Annotated in this window: 14 protein-coding genes; 10 read left to right on the top strand and 4 right to left on the bottom strand. The window is 60.5% G+C overall.

The window, feature by feature from the left end; genetic code table 11:
* Positions 1–62: 62 nt before the first annotated feature.
* The 5 genes from ruvC to AAAX36_RS03680 all read left to right on the top strand — a co-directional run bounded on the left by ruvC (position 63) and on the right by AAAX36_RS03680 (position 5,250).
* Entirely contained in the window at positions 63–584 is a 522-nt protein-coding gene (gene ruvC, locus AAAX36_RS03700; RefSeq protein WP_022095142.1) for a crossover junction endodeoxyribonuclease RuvC, read from the top strand.
* On the top strand, positions 584–1,204 hold the full coding sequence (gene ruvA, locus AAAX36_RS03695; protein ID WP_099431955.1) for a Holliday junction branch migration protein RuvA: 621 nt from the start codon (positions 584–586) through the stop codon (positions 1,202–1,204). The genes ruvC and ruvA overlap by 1 nt, the downstream gene beginning before the upstream one ends.
* A complete protein-coding gene (gene ruvB / locus AAAX36_RS03690; protein ID WP_022095140.1) occupies positions 1,204–2,271 on the top strand; it encodes a Holliday junction branch migration DNA helicase RuvB in 1,068 nt (355 codons plus the stop codon). The genes ruvA and ruvB overlap by 1 nt, the downstream gene beginning before the upstream one ends.
* 144 nt (positions 2,272–2,415) lie before the next feature.
* A complete protein-coding gene (locus tag AAAX36_RS03685; protein ID WP_196025223.1) occupies positions 2,416–4,083 on the top strand; it encodes a formate--tetrahydrofolate ligase in 1,668 nt (555 codons plus the stop codon).
* A gap of 180 nt (positions 4,084–4,263) precedes the next feature.
* Positions 4,264–5,250, top strand: a complete 987-nt coding sequence (locus tag AAAX36_RS03680; RefSeq protein ID WP_006235377.1) for a hypothetical protein — start codon at positions 4,264–4,266, stop codon at positions 5,248–5,250.
* 18 nt (positions 5,251–5,268) lie between these two features.
* On the opposite strand, the gene AAAX36_RS03675 is transcribed toward AAAX36_RS03680, so the two are convergent.
* Positions 5,269–6,450, bottom strand: a complete 1,182-nt coding sequence (locus tag AAAX36_RS03675; protein WP_349074023.1) for a cation diffusion facilitator family transporter — start codon at positions 6,448–6,450, stop codon at positions 5,269–5,271.
* A 218-nt stretch (positions 6,451–6,668) separates the two neighbouring features.
* Here AAAX36_RS03675 and AAAX36_RS03670 point away from each other — a divergent pair, with 218 nt between their 5' ends.
* On the top strand, positions 6,669–7,904 hold the full coding sequence (locus AAAX36_RS03670) for a hypothetical protein (RefSeq protein ID WP_349074021.1): 1,236 nt from the start codon (positions 6,669–6,671) through the stop codon (positions 7,902–7,904).
* Between the two features lie 526 nt (positions 7,905–8,430).
* On the opposite strand, the gene AAAX36_RS03665 is transcribed toward AAAX36_RS03670, so the two are convergent.
* Positions 8,431–9,480 carry a PDDEXK nuclease domain-containing protein gene (locus AAAX36_RS03665; protein WP_349074020.1) on the bottom strand — a complete coding sequence of 350 codons (1,050 nt, stop codon included), beginning with the start codon at positions 9,478–9,480 and terminating at the stop codon, positions 8,431–8,433.
* 167 nt (positions 9,481–9,647) lie between these two features.
* On the opposite strand from AAAX36_RS03665, the gene AAAX36_RS03660 reads away from it, so the two are divergent.
* On the top strand, positions 9,648–9,917 hold the full coding sequence (locus AAAX36_RS03660) for a hypothetical protein (protein WP_022095134.1): 270 nt from the start codon (positions 9,648–9,650) through the stop codon (positions 9,915–9,917).
* A gap of 95 nt (positions 9,918–10,012) precedes the next feature.
* Here the strand turns inward: AAAX36_RS03660 and AAAX36_RS03655 are convergent, their stop codons facing one another.
* Together AAAX36_RS03655 and AAAX36_RS03650 are read right to left on the bottom strand one after the other, a co-directional pair.
* A complete protein-coding gene (locus AAAX36_RS03655) occupies positions 10,013–12,499 on the bottom strand; it encodes a phosphatidylinositol-specific phospholipase C (RefSeq protein WP_349074019.1) in 2,487 nt (828 codons plus the stop codon).
* A gap of 305 nt (positions 12,500–12,804) precedes the next feature.
* Positions 12,805–13,398, bottom strand: a complete 594-nt coding sequence (locus AAAX36_RS03650) for a hypothetical protein (protein WP_195621080.1) — start codon at positions 13,396–13,398, stop codon at positions 12,805–12,807.
* 460 nt (positions 13,399–13,858) lie between these two features.
* Between AAAX36_RS03650 and AAAX36_RS03645 the strand changes: the two genes are divergently transcribed.
* The 3 genes from AAAX36_RS03645 to AAAX36_RS03635 all read left to right on the top strand — a co-directional run bounded on the left by AAAX36_RS03645 (position 13,859) and on the right by AAAX36_RS03635 (position 16,984).
* Positions 13,859–14,491 carry a cyclodeaminase/cyclohydrolase family protein gene (locus AAAX36_RS03645; RefSeq protein ID WP_117746351.1) on the top strand — a complete coding sequence of 211 codons (633 nt, stop codon included), beginning with the start codon at positions 13,859–13,861 and terminating at the stop codon, positions 14,489–14,491.
* Between the two features lie 2 nt (positions 14,492–14,493).
* Positions 14,494–15,348 (top strand): bifunctional 5,10-methylenetetrahydrofolate dehydrogenase/5,10-methenyltetrahydrofolate cyclohydrolase, encoded by an 855-nt coding sequence (locus AAAX36_RS03640; RefSeq protein WP_349074016.1) that lies wholly within the window; start codon positions 14,494–14,496, stop codon positions 15,346–15,348.
* Between the two features lie 112 nt (positions 15,349–15,460).
* Positions 15,461–16,984 carry a C69 family dipeptidase gene (locus AAAX36_RS03635; RefSeq protein WP_349074013.1) on the top strand — a complete coding sequence of 508 codons (1,524 nt, stop codon included), beginning with the start codon at positions 15,461–15,463 and terminating at the stop codon, positions 16,982–16,984.
* Positions 16,985–17,027 lie beyond the last annotated feature (43 nt).

The following is a 17,027-nucleotide window of genomic DNA, read 5'->3' as shown; positions in this document are numbered from 1 at the left end:
ACGTTCGTGAATGATGCGCGGGGCCTTGTCTTGCGCTGTGCTTGTGGCGAGGGGAGGTCGGCTTGGTTATCTTGGGCATTGACCCCGGTTTGGCTCATACGGGTTGGGGGATTATCGAGGAGCGGCGTGGCGAGGTTCGCTGCCGTGCCTACGGCTGCATCGAGACCAGTGCCGGAAGTCCGCTCGCGGTGCGCCTGTCGCATATCGCCCATGACCTTAAGGATGTCGTCGAGCGTTATCGACCCGACACGGCTGCTGTCGAGAGCATTTACTTTGGCGCCAACGTTCGCTCGGCCATCCCCACGGCGCATGCCCGCGGTGCTGCACTCGTAGCGCTTTCGGAATGCGCGCTCGAGATTGGCGAGTACACGCCCATGCAGATCAAACAGGCTGTGGTGGGCACCGGCGCCGCGGACAAGCGGCAGGTCGCCTACATGGTACGCACGCTAACACAGCTCGACCACGACCCGCATCCCGACCATGCCGCCGATGCCCTGGCCTGCGCCATCTGCCACGTAAACCTCAGCCGCACCCGCGCCCTCACCGGTGGCGAGTTCTATCAACAGAGAGGAACCGGATACTGATGATTTCCCAGCTCCACGGAACGCTTGTCGAGTCCACGATGAGCTCTGCTGTCGTCGATGTGTCGGGCGTTGGCTTTGAACTCGGCATCTCGGGCAGCACTGCGGCCACGTTGCCGACGCCCGGCGGCGAGGTCCGTCTCTACACGCGTATGCAGGTGCGCGAGGACGCCATGACACTTTTCGGTTTTTCTTCAAAGGATGAGCGCACGATGTTCGACCGGCTCGTGTCCGTTTCGGGCGTTGGCCCGCGCCTGGCGCTTGCCGTGCTTTCCACCTATACCGTGGGGCAGCTGTATTCGCTGGTGATGGCCGAGGACGACAAGGGCATGGCCAAGGTACCCGGTGTGGGCAAGAAGACAGCTCAGCGCCTGATCCTGGAACTCAAGAGCACCTTTGCCAAGGATAAGGGCTTTGTGCCGGTCGACGTGATTCCCGGACAGGTTGCGATGCCCGTGCCCGCTGCCGCTCCCTCGGCGATCGACGATGCCCGTGCGGCACTCCTTTCCATGGGCTTTAGCCCGCAGGAGACCGATGTTGCCCTGAGCGGGTATGATGGGCAGAATATGCGTGTCGAGGATTTGCTCGGCGCGGCGCTTAAGCGACTTGGAATGGATGCGTGATGTGGGAAGCCGATGACTCTCAGGACCTGTGGGCGACGCCCGGCAACTCGCCGGCGGCATCCATGGCGCACGGCGAGCGCATGGTGGGCTCGGAGCTGACGGCCGAGGACCTCGATGTCGACCGCACTTTGCGCCCCCAGCGCCTGGACGATTACTGTGGCCAGGAGCACATCAAGCAGAGCCTGCGCGTGTTGATCGAAGCGGCGCAGAGCCGTGGCGAGACGCTCGACCACGTGATTTTCTCGGGTCCTCCGGGCCTGGGCAAGACCACGCTGGCCACCGTTATCGCCAACGAGCTGGGCGCTCAGATCAAGACCACGAGTGGCCCTGCCATCGCGCGCACGGGCGACCTGGCGGCCATCCTTACTAACTTGCAGCCGGGTGATGTGCTGTTTATCGACGAGATCCACCGCCTCAACCGTTCGGTCGAGGAGGTCCTGTACCCCGCGATGGAGGACTTTGCCCTCGATATCGTGATTGGCAAGGGTCCGGCGGCGCGCTCGATTCGCCTGGATATTCCCAAATTTACGCTGGTAGCGGCAACGACCCGCTCAGGCATGTTGACAGGCCCGTTGCGCGACCGCTTTGGCATTTCATATCGCCTGGATTACTACACGGTCGAGGAGCTCGCGCAGATTGTGACGCGCTCGGCGACTATCCTGGGCGTGACGATCGATCATCCCAGTGCACTCGAGATCGGCTCGCGTTCGCGCGGTACGCCACGTCTTGCCAACCGCCTGCTCAAGCGCGTGCGCGACTATGCACAGGTGCGCGGCAACGGTCCCATTGAGCTCGATATCTGCCGTCAGGCGCTCGAGTTCTTCGAGATCGACGAGCTCGGTCTGGACTGGATGGATATTCGTATCTTGGAGACGCTTGCCAAGACGTTCTCCGGTCGTGCCGTGGGACTTACGACCCTTGCCAGCGCGGTGGGCGAGGACCCGGGCACGCTCGAGGATGTCTATGAGCCCTATTTGCTGCAGTGCGGGTTGATGATTCGTACGCCGCAGGGCCGTCAGGCAACCCTTCGCACCTTTGAGCACCTGGGGATTGAACCTACCGTTTAGGGCGCTTTGTTTTGGCGGGCTGTTGGACTATCGCTGGGCATCGGGTAAACATATCGCCGTTCATCGGTTATGGGCGTTTTACTATTGCGCGCCCGTGCTATGCTGAATTGGTCTTTTTCTCATTCGGTAACGAAAGGACCGCCCATGCCTACTGACATCGAAATCGCACGTTCTGTCACGCCACTGCCTATTACCGAGGTGGCCAAGAACGCCGGCGTCGACGTTAAGCACCTGATTCCGTACGGCTTCGACAAGGCTAAGGTCGACTATTCACTGCTCAACGAGCCGACTGATCACCAGGCCAAGCTTGTCCTCGTGACCGCCATCAACCCCACGCCTGCGGGCGAGGGCAAGACCACCACGACCATCGGTCTGGCCGATGGCCTGCGTCGTCGCGGCGTCAAGAGTGCCGTGGCCCTGCGCGAGCCTTCGCTCGGCCCCGTCTTTGGCGTTAAGGGCGGTGCTGCCGGCGGCGGCTGGGCTCAGGTCATCCCCATGGAGGATATCAACCTGCACTTTACCGGCGACTTCCACGCTATCGGTGCCGCCAATAACCTGCTGGCCGCCATGCTTGATAACCACATCCAGCAGGGCAATCAGCTCGGTATTGACGTTAAGCGCATCACTTGGAAGCGCGTCGTCGATATGAACGACCGTCAGCTGCGCCACGTCATCGACGGCATTGGCGGTAAGGCCCAGGGCGTGCCGCGCGAGGACGGCTTCGATATCACCGTTGCCTCCGAGGTCATGGCGATCCTGTGCCTGTCCACGAGCATCAGCGATCTTAAGGAGCGCTTGGGCGAGATCGTTGTCGGCTATAGCTATGCCGGCGAGCCCGTCCGCGCCCGCGACCTTAAGGCCCAGGGAGCTATGGCCGCACTGCTCAAGGATGCGCTCAAGCCCAATCTGGTGCAGACGCTCGAGGGCACGCCCGCGTTTGTCCACGGCGGTCCCTTCGCCAATATCGCCCACGGCTGCAACTCCATCATGGCCACGCGTATGGCTATGCGTTTTGGCGATGTCGCCATTACCGAGGCGGGCTTTGGTGCCGACCTGGGTGCCGAGAAATTCCTGGACATCAAGTGCCGCATGACGGGCGTTCGTCCCAACGCCGTCGTGGTCGTCGCCACCGCTCGCGCGTTGAAGTACAACGGTGGCGTCGCCAAGGCCGATCTCAACGAGGAGAACCTCGAGGCACTCAAGGCTGGCATGCCCAACCTGCTGCGTCACGTCGACAACATCCAGAACGTATATGGTCTGCCCTGCGTGGTCGCCATCAACCGCTTCCCGACGGACACCGAGGCCGAGCTCGCGCTCATTGAGTCCGAGTGCCAGAAGCTCGGCGTCAACGTTAAGCTTTCCGAGGTCTGGGCCAAGGGCGGCGAGGGCGCGCTCGAGCTTGCCGATGAGGTCATGCGTCTGATTGAGCAGCCGAGCGAGCTCAAGTTTGCCTATGAGGACGGCGCTGATGTCGCTGATGCCCTCGAGGCCGTTGCCACCAAGGTCTACCGCGCCGACGGCGTTGACTTTACGCCGGCCGCCAAGCGCCAGCTCGCCGAGCTGCGCGAGAATGGCTTTGGCAACCTGCCGGTGTGCGTCGCCAAGACGCAGTACAGCTTTAGCGACAACGCCAAGGCCCTGGGCGCTCCCGAGAACTTCCGCATCACGGTGCGTGAGCTCAAGGTTTCCGCCGGCGCCCACTTTGTGGTCGCACTGACTGGCAGTGTTCTGACCATGCCGGGCCTGCCCAAGGTCCCTGCGGCCGAGAACATCGACGTCGACAACGACGGCAACATCACCGGCCTGTTCTAAGCTCGCTGCTCATAGCCGCTTGCCCGCCCCGTCGCTCCTACCAAGGCCCGGCGGGGCTTTTTGATCCTTAGGCCCGCGCATGTCTTGTAGATACCGACGGACTCTGCCCATCATAGGCTTTTGCGCTGGTAGAATGCATGGATAACTTGATGCTTACAGGCGACGGAAAGGAATCGTTGCATGGATCAGGACAAGACAACCGTGATGGGCGGCTACGGTTCCGCGCAGGCTGGCGATAGCGCCGATGCGACCCGCGTTGTTCCCAACCCCGGTTATACCGACCCCGCCGCGACGCAGCCTTCTGCCGAGCCCACCCGGGTTATGGGCTATGGCGACACGGCGCAGGATTCTTACGCTGCATCTTCGCAAGGCCCCTATGGCAACGCAGCTCCGGATCCGTTTGATTACGCGCCGCAGGATTCTTATGCTGCCTCGACGCCGAATCCCTATGACAACCTGCCGCAGAATCCCATTCCGCAGCCTCAGCAGACGACGTATATGCCTCGCACGGCGCAGCCTCGCTACGAGTCGCGCGAGCCGTATCGCGAGTACCCCAAGTCGATTCCGCAATATGACGAGGACGAGGAGAAGAAGCCATCGCGTTCGTCGAGCGTGATCAAGAAGATCCTGATTGTGCTGGCGATTTTCTTTGCCCTTTCGATTGTGTTCGCCGTTGTGTCGGGCATGCTCAACAAACGAGGAGCTACAACCAGCACGACGGCCGAGCAGACAGAGGTCACCCAAGCGGGTTCAGTAGAGCTGAGCGATATTCCGGGGCAGTACTGGTCCAACGCCAAAAAGCTCCTCAAGTCGCGCGGGGCCGATCTTTCGAATGCCGTGGTCCTGACTGATGATGGCTCAACGCCCGTCGTCGATGCCAACTGGGTCGTTACTTCTGCCTACTATAACGACAGCGGCAACCTTGAAATTCAGCTCACGCACAAGAACGGCTTGGGCAACTCGTCCGACGGACAAAGCGGTACCGACAGCTCGAGCTCCAACACGCTGGAGGACTTGAGCAACAAGGCACAGGAGTTGGGAGACAAGGCGCAAGAGCTGGGCGATACGGCCCAGAACCTGGGCGACACCGCGCAGAACTTGGGCGACATGGCGACGGATGCCTGGAACGCCCTGCAAAACGGCATCTCGGGCGCGCAGGGAAACTAGCGGACGAGCGGAGCGGGGCTACAGCTGCTCGGCCGGACGCTCGGGCGAGCTAAAGCCCGAATCGAACGTGACGACGCACGAGACGTCGGGCCGGCGCTCATGCACGATGCGCGTGACGAGCTCCAGCAGCTCCTCGTCGGATATGTCAAAGCCGTCGGGACGCACCAGGTCAAACGAAACGAACCCGTCGTGCTCGTGCAGGTCGTGGATGGAGAGCGCGGGATCGATCTGCATGACGCCGCGCTTGACCCAGCCGCGCAGGTCGTCGCCGGTTGTCGCGATGGGGTCGCAGTGCAGCGTGATCCCAATGCCCATCTGGCGCTTGATGTCGTGCTCGATGGTGTCCAGGATCTCGTGGTGCTCAAACGCGTCGCCCTCGCCGGGCATCTCCACGTGGGCGCTGGCAAACTGACGACCGGGGCCGTAGTCGTGCACCATCAGGTCGTGTGTGCCCAAGACCTGCGGATAGGACATGATCTTGTCGCGGATTGCCTGGACGAGCTTGGGGTCGGGCGCTTGCCCCAGCAACGGGCTGATGGCGTTGCGCACTAGGCCCATGCCGCTGATGCAGATGAAGATGCCCACACCCAGGCCTGCCCAGCCGTCGAGGTCAAAGCCTGTCGCTTGCGAAATAAGCGCCGCCGCTAAGACCGAGCCCGAGGTGATGACGTCGTTTTTGGAGTCCTGCGCCGTGGCGATGAGTGTCTCGGAATCGATGCGGTTGCCCAGCGTGCGGTTGAACGCTGCCATCCAGAGCTTAACGAGCATGGACGTAGCCAGTGCCGCAAGGGAAATAAACGTGTAAGCGGTGGGCGAGGGCTTGATGATCTTGGTGACCGACTCGAGAATCAGGTTGATGCCGACGGCGCAAACCAGGACGGCGACGAACAGGCCGGCTAGGTACTCGTAGCGGCCGTGACCATAGGGGTGGCCTTCGTCTGCCGGGCGGCTGGCAAGGCGGAAACCGAGCAGGCTCACAATGTTGCTCGAGGCATCGGAGAGGTTGTTGAAAGCGTCGGCGATGAGGGAGACGGAGCCGGCGAGCAGACCCGCGATGCCCTTGGCCAGGCACAAGGTGATGTTGAGGCCAATGCAGACGAGGCTTGCGGAAAAGCCCGCGTTGGCGCGGCAAGATGCATCGACCGGCTCGCTCTCGCTGCCGGGAACAAGCGTATGTACCAGCCGATTTACAAATAGCATAGCGGTCGTCCTCACAATCATGTTTAAGGGGATAGTGTAGCTCGCACGGGGGCGCCGTGCGCCGATGCTCAGAAAATGCAGCAATAGTCTGCCGGTGCTAACGAACGAGCCTTCTCGTCTGCCTGGGTGGTCCATTTTGGGCCACATGGGTATGGGCATGTGCCTGCTTGCTCGACATACTTAATGTCGACAGCCCCTGTGCAAAGGAGGACGTTTCCATGGACGAGATGTTTGCCATTAAATGTCAAAACTGCGGCGGCCCTATGTACTCGCACCAGGCTAAGCGCAGCTTTGAGTGCGCCTATTGCGGCACGGTGGTTCCGTGGCAGGCGGACGCCGGAGAGCCCAAGAGCGCTTTGGGTATTCGCCATACGCCGTTGACGGTGGTGGATGGACTGCTCAAACTCACGCATGTGTCGCAACTCGAGCGCCCGCAGGACCCGGACTGGTATTTCTTCAATGCGCACTGGCGCAATCAGTCGGTCCTGGAACATCTGCTGTGGGAGGATCGCGGCACGGCGCAGGAGTTCCAAGAGGCCACGCATGTGAGCATTCCTTGCCCCTTCTGCGGAGCGTCCTTTGAGGGCGAGTCAACGCAGCGTGTGTTTGAGTGCCCGTCCTGCGGCAATAAGATTGGCATTGCGGACCTGCTCAAGCCGGGGACGTTTAGCAAGCGCCTGACCATGGGCGTTGGTGCGGAGTATGTGCCCGAGCAGGGTATTCCCTGCGAAATCTCGCCGCAGCAGGCACGTGCCAACGCGCTGCAGCTGGTGCGCCAGTATCCGGATGCCTTTGCCGGGCACGACGTGGAAGACGCGATCCAAAACGACATGATGCTCTTCTATTTCCCCATGGCGCTGGCGGACTTGCGCATGATGGCGAGCTTCCCGGGCAAGGGCCTGAGCAAGGAGGCCTTGGTGTACTACGAGGTGCTCGACTGGGCATACCCCAGGGCAAACTACCTGGACGTTCGCCTCATGGGCATTTTGGAGCCGTGGGACTTTGCCAAGGTCGGTCCGTTCGATCCCGCCATGCAGGAAGGTGACTTTCGCGTTGTCTCAGTCGATGCGTCTACCAAGGACCAGGTGGTCATTGATAAGTTGGCGCTCGACGTTGCGGGCAACGACGCCGAGGCTGTACTGGGGCTCAATAAAAAGAGCATTCGCATGTGGGCGCGCAAGGCCCGCAAACATAAGGACGGCCTGGTGATGGTGCCGGTCTACTTTGTCGATCGTCCGGCGACAGACGGCCGCGATGGCGAGCAGGTGCGCATTGCCGTAAACGGCCAGACGGGCCGCGCGGCCGCGGTGGCGTTTAGCGACAAGCGCGAAACGCATATCGTGGCGCCGCTCAGCCCGAGCCTGCATCTGTCCGGTGAGAGCACCGTGCACGCCACGCCCGTCGAGGTCAAATACGTTAAATCGCCCTTCCTGTACCAGATCGTGCGCCGTTGAGGCGGCGAGCAACCGCGCCAGGTTGCAGCCGCCGTCGAGGGTTCCTACCGAGAGGAGAAGCCCAAACGTCGCGGCCTGCTGGGTGCGCTATTTGGGAAGTAGGGGAGCGGTGCCGGTTGGCACCGTAACGTGATGGCCGGGGGTATGGGGCGGCTCTCAGGAGTGCGGGCTGCCGTCTGATTGTTTGAGGGTGCCAGATGTAAATAAACAGTGGAGCGGCTGCAAAAGAGCTGCCTCACTGGGTAAAATCAGGGTGTGCGGCGGAACCCGCTCCTCAGTCGGTCAACTTTGGAAGCGCGGGCAACGCAGGCGCTATCGTCTAAAGGGCCGGCTGCAACCGGCCCTTTTCTGTGGCAGCCAATGGACCCACATCAGACGAAGGCCGCGTCTTTGCCTGTCAGGTCACGCTCGCCAGCCACGGCTAGAATGTCGTTGCCGGCGTCCATGACCGGTATTGTTTCGTAGCAGCCGTCGTAACCGCGAGTGCGCCTGCGACGGCTGCGATGGTTTCGGTCGCAACGTGCTGCTACCCTTGCGTTTCGCCATTAGTCGCTTCGTTGATGGCGCGGTACTCGGCACTCAGCTCGCGCGCCAGCTCTTCCTTGCTTGGAAGATACGGCAGGTATTTGGCGGCAAACACTTGGTCGTTGTCTTCGGGCAGCGTGTACTCGACGATCGAATCGCTTTTGTCCGCGCAGAGCACGATGCCTATGGGCGGATTGTCGCCTTCGTTCATGAGCTCGCGCATGTAGTAGTTCACATACATTTGCATCTGGCCCAGGTCCTGATGCGTAAGATCGTCCGTCTTAAGGTCGATGAGCACGAAGCAGCGCATCAGATAGTTGTAAAAAACAAGGTCAATATAGAAATGGCGCCCATCAAAGGTGATGCGCTTTTGGCGCGCCTCGAAAGCGAAGCCACGGCCAAGCTCCAGCAGGAACTTCTGAAGATGCGTGATGAGCGCCTGCTCTAGATCGCTCTCGCGAAACGCAGCATCGTCCGAGAAACCTAAAAACTCCAGTACATATGGGTCGCGGATGATATCCTCGGGGCGATGGGTCGGGGCGCTCTTTTGGATTTCCTGGGTGACGGCCTCTTTGTCTTTGCTGGCAAGTAGGCGCTCGCGGAACATGGTGCTGATCTGGCGTTCGAGCTGACGCGTGCTCCAGCGAGAATCGGCACATTCGTTCATGTACCATGTTCGAGCATCAGGGTCGGTTATACGCGATAACCTGCGGTAATGTGTCCAATTCAATTCGGAACGCAGCGCGTTCCGGATTGGGAACGCAAGATAAAACTGACGCATGTATCTTAAGCTTCTGGCGTTGAAGCCTCTGCCAAAATCCTTAGTCAATCTAACGGCAAGTTCGTCGATCAGTGCATCGCCATACTTGGCGCGCTCCTCTCCGCCCTGTTCATCAACAATACTCTTGCCGATCTCCCAATATGCCTCAACCATCGCAAAGTTAACAGCGGTATAGGCCTTGTCGCGAGCGGCGTTGAGAATCGAGGAGACCTGCTTGTAAAAACCTTCGGGCACGATTGCCGATTCTCCACGGTTTACCAGTTCGCCCATCACTGTCGCCCCGCTTTCCTCTTGTGGAATGCATCTTTATCGAATTTAGTTTAAAGCCTCGCGCGGACACGAATTGCTGTGCTGTCTGACATCATCGCATGGGGCCTTGCGGTGACTAAAATGTGGCCATAGAGACAGTTTTAGCGAACCCCACGGGAGTGACGTGTATGGACAACAACACGCTGCTATTCCAGGACAAAGGTTCGGGTAGGTTTAAAGACGTCAAGATCTACCCTAACCGTATTGAGGTGCTCAAGAAGGGTACGTTTGGTGGCAAGCACACCGAGATTGTCTATCTTAAGGACATCACGGGGGTCAACAGGATCAAGGGCCGCGACGTTTTCCTACGTAACAGGCTGTTGACTGCCTGTGTCTTTAGCCTGAGCAGCCGTGCGAAGGCCCAGGAGTTTGTTAACGCGCTGAACATGGTGATGTAGCCCATGGCGGCGTTCGGGCCAAGGTAAAAATCGGGGGCACAGAACGGTGTCCTGCGCCCCTCATTAAATCGATGTGTCCAAAAGGGCCGGCTGGCCTAATCGTCAACGTCTCCGTTGTCTTCGCGGTCATTTGCAAGCATTGCTGCGCCGGCGACCGTCGTCGCCACGGCGGCAGCGGCGAGCCCGGCGGCAATGCCGGAGCCGTCGCCCGTGTCGGCGAGTTTTCCGCCCGAGTTCTTGCCCTTGTTGCCCTTACCGTTCTTATCAGCGCTGCCTGCGTTGGAACCCGTGCCACCGTCGGTGCCGGTGCCACCTGCACTGCTCGAGGCCGCTACGGTAAAGCTCGCGGCTCCGTCATTAGCAAGCTTGTAGTTTTGCGCCGCGTCGCCCAAAAGACCGTTCGCGCGCACCCAGTACGTTCCCGCGGTAAATGCCTCGCCCTCGACCATTGCCGTGCCCGGAGCGCCGTCCGCGCCGTGCACAAACTCGAGCTGGGCCGTGCAGGCATCGGTTTCGAGCTTGCCCTCGAGTGATGCCGCAATCTTGGCGCGCACGTCTTCGCCGGCCTTAAGGCCTTCGAGCCCCTCAAAGTGGGGTGTCAGTGCGCGCGGATCGATATCGATGGGCACGGATCCCTGCAGCCCCGTAACGGTCTCGTTGCCCAAGGCGTCGACATCCACGTATTCGATGGTAAACGCATGGCCCGAAGCCGCCACGTTGAGTACGTTGCTGCTGTCGACAAGGCGGAAATGGCCCTCGCCAACGGTCTTGCCATCCTGGAGCGAGGCATCGCTCAGCGAGTCGCCGTACGTCATGCGCATGCGGGTCGGGAGGCAGCACGAAGCCGACTGCGTGTGCTTCGTATCGTAATTGTAATTGCGCTGGTAGATGCTCCGGGCCAGCGCCGCATCAACAAAGTCGGATGCGATGATGCCAATGTGCTTGAGGTAATCTGACTTTGTATCCTCGGTGCCGCTGGGATTGATGTACGGGCTCTTGTACAGATGCTCGTTGACTACTCGTGCCGAGGTAAAAGGATTGCCTCCGTGCGACAAGCCCGTGCAGCTGGTGTAGTTGATAGACCAGCAACGCTCCTGGACTTGCACCTCGGCCCCGGCATCGTCCACGACGTCCACCTTGTTGCACGTGCGCCCGGTCGTTTCCTTCAGCGCATTATCGACCCAGCTGAGCTTGTCGGTTCCCGTGAGTTTGTACTTGTCCTGGGCATATACCTTGGTGCAATAGGGCTCTTCATTGCCCGTTTCCCCTATGGCTTCAAATCCCCGCGCGTCTTGGACGAGACACATCGACTGCCCGGAATGCGCCTTGATCTTGTCATCCCATTGGGTGAGGTCGAGGCCCCACGTGTGGCCGCTTACGCTGTTGCCGGCGAGCCCAAATCGACGCAGCAGGACGATCTTTCCGCGCACCTCGCCCAGCGTGGGGACGTGGCTCGACGTGTAGAACAGGTTGGGGTTATCGGCCATAACCTTGGCGAAGGCCGTCGTTATGCTTTCGTCGGTAGCCTCATCGTTGCCGCGCGATGCGAGCATGATGAGCGCTTCTGACGGGTTTTCGTTCAAAAACGTTTTGAAGTACCCGATGACATCGGAGAGATGCAGATAGTTCCCGTCTTTTTTGAGTAGGTAGAAAATCCCGTGGTCGATGCCGGGGTCATCGCCCTTTCCGAGCCGGATATCGAAATAGCGAATGCCTTCGAGCAACTGCGTGGGAATGTAATCCTGCTGGCATTTTACTTGCGAGGATTGGGGCTCAGTGTCGTTGTCCACGCTGCAGGTGCCCGAATCGTGCGTACCCGGGATGCTCAGCTCGTCGAGGAACTTGTTGTCGTCGACGTATTTCATCCAACATGGTCCGTCGACGTAGCTGCTGTACGTGATCCAGTCGAGGCTGCTAACCGTGGCATCGTTCTTTTTCATGTCGTAACCGATAAGTTCGAGCTCCCACGGAATGCTCTTACTCTTATGGCAGATCTTATTGTTGTCCTGGTCTTTGCCGTTCGATTCTATTGCCAGGTACTTAATGTCTTTTTTCTCGGTTTCTTTCTCGACCGTGCGGTCTCGGATGATGTAGGTTCCGTTTGATTGACGCTCGAACGCAAAAGCGCGGCTGGGCTTGTTGTCATACTCGCCGCCCCATACGTGGATGACCTTTCCATCTTTGTCCGAGTCGTCGTCGACCGACCAAATGCTGTAGCCCGTCTTTTTATGCTCTTCGAAATTGAGCAAGGTGCGGATGGCGTACCAGTTTGTATCGTCATTCTTGGTCGTTACGTTCTCAAGGATGAGCTTGCTGGACGTGCCGTCGTTAAACAGGTGACAGACGTTGCCGCGAACGTTGCCGTCTTGGTTGACGCTCGCGGTGCGAAAATAGCCCGCGGGGCGAAGGCGAATGACGAAATTGTGGAGGCTGTCCGACGGTGCGGGTGTGTTGTCTGCAAATGCCGCTCGCAGGGGAATGCCCGGCGCTGCGGTTTCGGGCAGGCTTGCAAGTGGTGACAACGCCGCAAGCCCTAGGCCCAGCGTAAACGCTCGGCGGCTGATGGCATGGTGTTCGGTCATAACTTCTCCATTCGCAGAGTGCGGTTATGCGATAGTTTTGGTCACTATACTGCCCAGATGTTTAAAGATGCTGGTTTAATTGTCTGCGCGGCGCAATAAATCGGTGGGCGGACGTGTTGGGGTGTTTGTCGTTTTCGTACTGTTGCCACATTTGGGGCGGTTCCGGCGTCCGGCATCCTCGCGTTCGTCGGCTACAGGCATAAGAAAGGGAGGGTCGGTTTACCGGCCCTCCCTGGGTACGAAGCGCTGGGGTACCGTCGCTTGTTTGCACTGCGACCGTGTTTCCCGTTGCGCTCGCCAGTCGCTTAGCGCTTGATCTCGATATCGTCGAGCTTGACGTCCATGGCCTCGGTCTTGGCCTCGGCGATGTCGTCGGCAAATTCCAGAGACTTCATCATGGTCTCGACGGCGTCCTTGTGCTCCTCGACGTTGTCGATACGCACATACACACTGCCGCCGTCAACGTCGGTGAAGTATTCGGTCGTTACGCCGCCCGAGTGTGTATAGGAAGCGTTGCGCCAAGTCTTGCCGTTGTACTTGACGGGGTCATTCTCGGTCCACTCAAAGCTGGCATTCCACTTTGCCTCGTAGTCGAACAGCTCGTCGGCGTTCTTGTCAGGATCGAAGACGGGGATGAAGCGATCGCTGGCGTGCTCGCTCTCGGTGAACTTAAACTGGGCCCTGTCGGCAGTGTCGCCTGCGACGTCGGTGATCTCGACGCCCTCGGGGACCTCGACCTTAAACCAAATGAAGTCGGTCCTCATATCCACGGCTGGCTTTTCTGCGCCGCCGCCACCGCCACTTCCGGTAGCGTCGCCGCTGCCACCGCAGCCCACCAGGGCAACTGCGGCAAAGAGACTGATGCAGAGGGTGAGAATCGCAAAGGCCTTCTTTTTCATGGTCGTGTCCTCCTCGATCTGTAACCGCCCATGGATTACCTGCCTTTACTGTACGCGTGGACGGCTCGCTAGGGTGGGCCATGTGTCCCATTCTGGGGGCTGGAATTGCGCCGACAAGTGGCAATATGTGCGGTCGCAAAAGAGGGGAGGGCCGATGCTGTCGGCCCTCCCCGGGGTGAGGTGCCCGTTGATTTAATGGGGCGCGCGTGCGTGGGCGTTGCCCCAACAGGTTCCTTGTTTATAGATATGCCTCAGTTTTTGACGTCCGGAAGTCTCGAAAGGTGGGCCATGTGTCCCATGTTTGCGGTGCCGACGCCTATCGTTCGTCATAGAAATCCGCGATGGCCAGGTGCGCTGACGCTCATGTACTTATGGGCTAGACTTAACACCATTATGTGATTGATGCGGTCGGTCGGCGGTTGCCACCCGACCGATGTATATGACTTGAAGGTGCGTGCGTATGAGCCAAGAGATGATGGATAAAACATGTCGAGAGTTTGCCGAGGCGCTTGCCGCACGCGAGCCGGTTCCCGGCGGCGGTAGCGCGAGCGCCTTTGTAGGTGCACTGGGCGCCTCGCTTTGCGGGATGGTTGCTCGCTATGGGGCGACAAACCCTGCGCTTGCCGATCGCGCAGACGATCTGACGCGCGCGTTTGCCCAGGCGGATGAGTTGGCGCAGGAACTTGTGGGTCTGGTCGCCGAGGACGTTCGTGCCTACGGGCAGGTGTCCACGGCGTACGGTATTCCGCGTGACGATCCGGCTCGAGCGACCGCGATTCAGGATGCGCTGCATGTGGCCGCTATGCCGCCGTATCGCATTATGGATGCCTGCGGGCGTGCGCTGGCGCTGCTCGAGGACATGGCCGACAAGGGTTCGCGTCAGCTGCTGTCCGATGTGGCGTGCGGCGCCGTGTTCTGCCGTGCCGCTATGCAGGGCGCGAGCTTGACGCTCTTTGCGAACACCACGTCTATGAAAGATCGCGTTCGTGCTGAGGAGCTCGAGACGGCGTGTGATGAGTTGCTCGACACATGGTTGCCGCGCGCCGATGCGCTGGCGCGCCGCGCCTCCGACGCTGCAAGGAAGAGAGGATAGCCATGGCTGAACTGCTGAAGGGTGCTCCCGTTGCTCGCGCTTTGACCGAGGAACTTGCTGCTCGCTGTGCAGCCCTGCGCGAGCGCGGTGTTGTACCGACGCTGGCCATCGTTCGTGTGGGCGAGCGCGAGGACGACCTGTCCTACGAGCGCGGTGCCCTCAAGCGCTGCGAGAAGGTTGGCATTGAGGCTCGCCGCGTTTTGCTTTCTGCCGATGTTTCGCAGGACGAGCTGTTGGCGGCCATCGAGGACATCAATACCGATTCGGCTGTTCATGGCTGTCTGATGTTCCGCCCGCTGCCCGCCGGCCTTGACGAGAACGCCGTCGCCGCAGCGCTCGATCCCGCCAAGGATGTTGACTCCATGACGCCGGCCTCGCTGCTTACCACGCTTTCGGGTCGTGGCGAGGGCTTTGCTCCCTGCACGGCCGAGGCCGTGTTGGCGTTGCTGGACCATTACAGTGTTGAGCTGGATGGGGCCAAGGTTGCGGTCGTCGGTCGGTCTCTGGTGATTGGTCGTCCCGTTGCCGCCATGCTTACGGCGCGCAATGCGACCGTGACGACGTGCCATACGCATACGCGCGACCTTGCTGCCGAGTGCCGTGCTGCCGACATTGTGGTTGCCGCCGTTGGACGCGCACGCACGATTGGCGCGGATGCGGTCCGCGAGGACCAGACGATCATTGATGTGGGCATTAACTGGGATGAGGACGCTGGCAAGCTGGTGGGTGACGTCGATTTTATTGCCGCGGAGCCGGTTGTTGGTGCCATCACCCCCGTGCCGGGCGGCGTGGGGGCTGTGACGACGGCGATCCTCGCCAAACACGTGATCGAAGCGGCCGAGCGCGCATCGAAATAGGCATTTTCGCACACAGGGGTCCCGAGGGGTCCTGAAGGGTTGCGGTTTCGCCCTTTTTTCGCCGAAGCGATACACTGTTGCCGTTTGATTTCTTCGCTTAAGGAGGATGCGCATGCCGTGCACAACGATTTTGGTTGGTAAGAACGCGAGCTACGACGGGTCGACGCTTGTCGCCCGCAACGAGGACTCGTCCAACGGGGTGTTTGAGCCCAAGCGCATGCGCGTGGTGCACCCCGACGAGCAGCCGCGCGTCTACACGAGCGTCCTGAGTCACCTGACCGTTGAGTTGCCCGATAACCCCATGCGCTACACGAGCGTCCCCGATGTTGTCCCGGGCCACGGCATCTGGGCCGAGGCCGGTTTCAACGAGCTCAATGTGGGCATGTCCGCAACCGAGACGCTCACCACCAACGAGCGCGTCCGCGGCGCCGACCCACTCGTGGACTACGTGCCCGCCAAGGGCAACGAGGGTGAGGACGGCTATGTGCCGGCGCAACCTGGTGGCCTGGGCGAGGAGGATATGGTGACCCTGGTCCTGCCCTACGCCAAGTCCGCCCGCGACGGCGTCCGTATCCTGGGCGACCTGCTCGAGCGCTACGGCACCTACGAGAACAACGGCATCGCCTTTAGTGATGTGGACGAGATCTGGTGGCTCGAGACCATCGGTGGTCACCACTGGATTGCCAAGCGTGTGCCCGATGACGCCTATGTGACCATGCCCAACCAGCTGGGTATCGACAGCTTTGACCTGGATGACGCCGAGGGCGCCCAGGCCGACCATATGTGCTCCGCCGACTTGCGCGCCTGGATGGCCGAGTGGCATCTGGACCTGACGCTGGGCGTCGAGGGCGACAGCCCGGCTGTGGTCTTTAACCCGCGCGAGGCCTTTGGCTCGCACAGCGACAGCGACCACGTCTACAACACGCCGCGCGCCTGGTACATGCAGCGCTGCCTCAACCCCAGCGACGTGTGGGATGGCCCCGACGCCGACTACACGCCCGAGAGCGACGATATCCCCTGGAGCCGCGTGCCCGAGCGCAAGGTGACCATCGAGGACATTAAGTACGTGCTTTCGAGCCACTACCAGGGCACGGAGTACGACTGCTACGGTAGCAAGGGCACGCCCGCCACGCGCGGCGCTTATCGCCCCATCGGCATCAACCGCAACAGCCAGCTCGCCGTGTTGCAGCTGCGTCCCTATGCGCAGCCGGCCTATCGCGCCGTGCAGTGGATGGCCTTTGGCTCCAACTCGTTTAACGCGCTGGTTCCGCTGTACGCCAACGTCGAGACCATGCCCGAGTACTATGCCGACACGCAGGCTCGCGTGACGTCCGAAAACTTCTACTGGGCCAACCGCCTGATCGGTGCCCTGGCCGACGTCCGTTTCCATGAGTGCGGCCGCGCGGTCGAGGATTATCAGGAGAAGATCGGTGGCATGGGCCACAAGCAGATCCATGACGTCGACGCTGCCGTAGCCGCTCTGCCCGAGGTCGAGGTGCCTGCCGAGCTTGCACGCGCCAACGAGGCCTTTGCCGAGCGTGTTCGCGTGGAGACCGATGCCCTGCTGGGCAAGGTGCTTTACACCACGAGCTGCGCCATGAAGAACTCTTTCGCGATGAATGACAACGTGAGGTAGGGATTTCCCGTCGATCGAATAGCGCTAAAACGCTTTGTCGCTT

It is taken from the genome of Collinsella sp. CLA-ER-H10 (assembly GCF_040092475.1).
In the GTDB taxonomy this organism is placed as follows: Bacteria; Actinomycetota; Coriobacteriia; order Coriobacteriales; family Coriobacteriaceae; genus Collinsella.
Note: the sequence above shows the minus strand (reverse complement) of the source record. Positions and strands in the feature narration are given on the sequence as shown.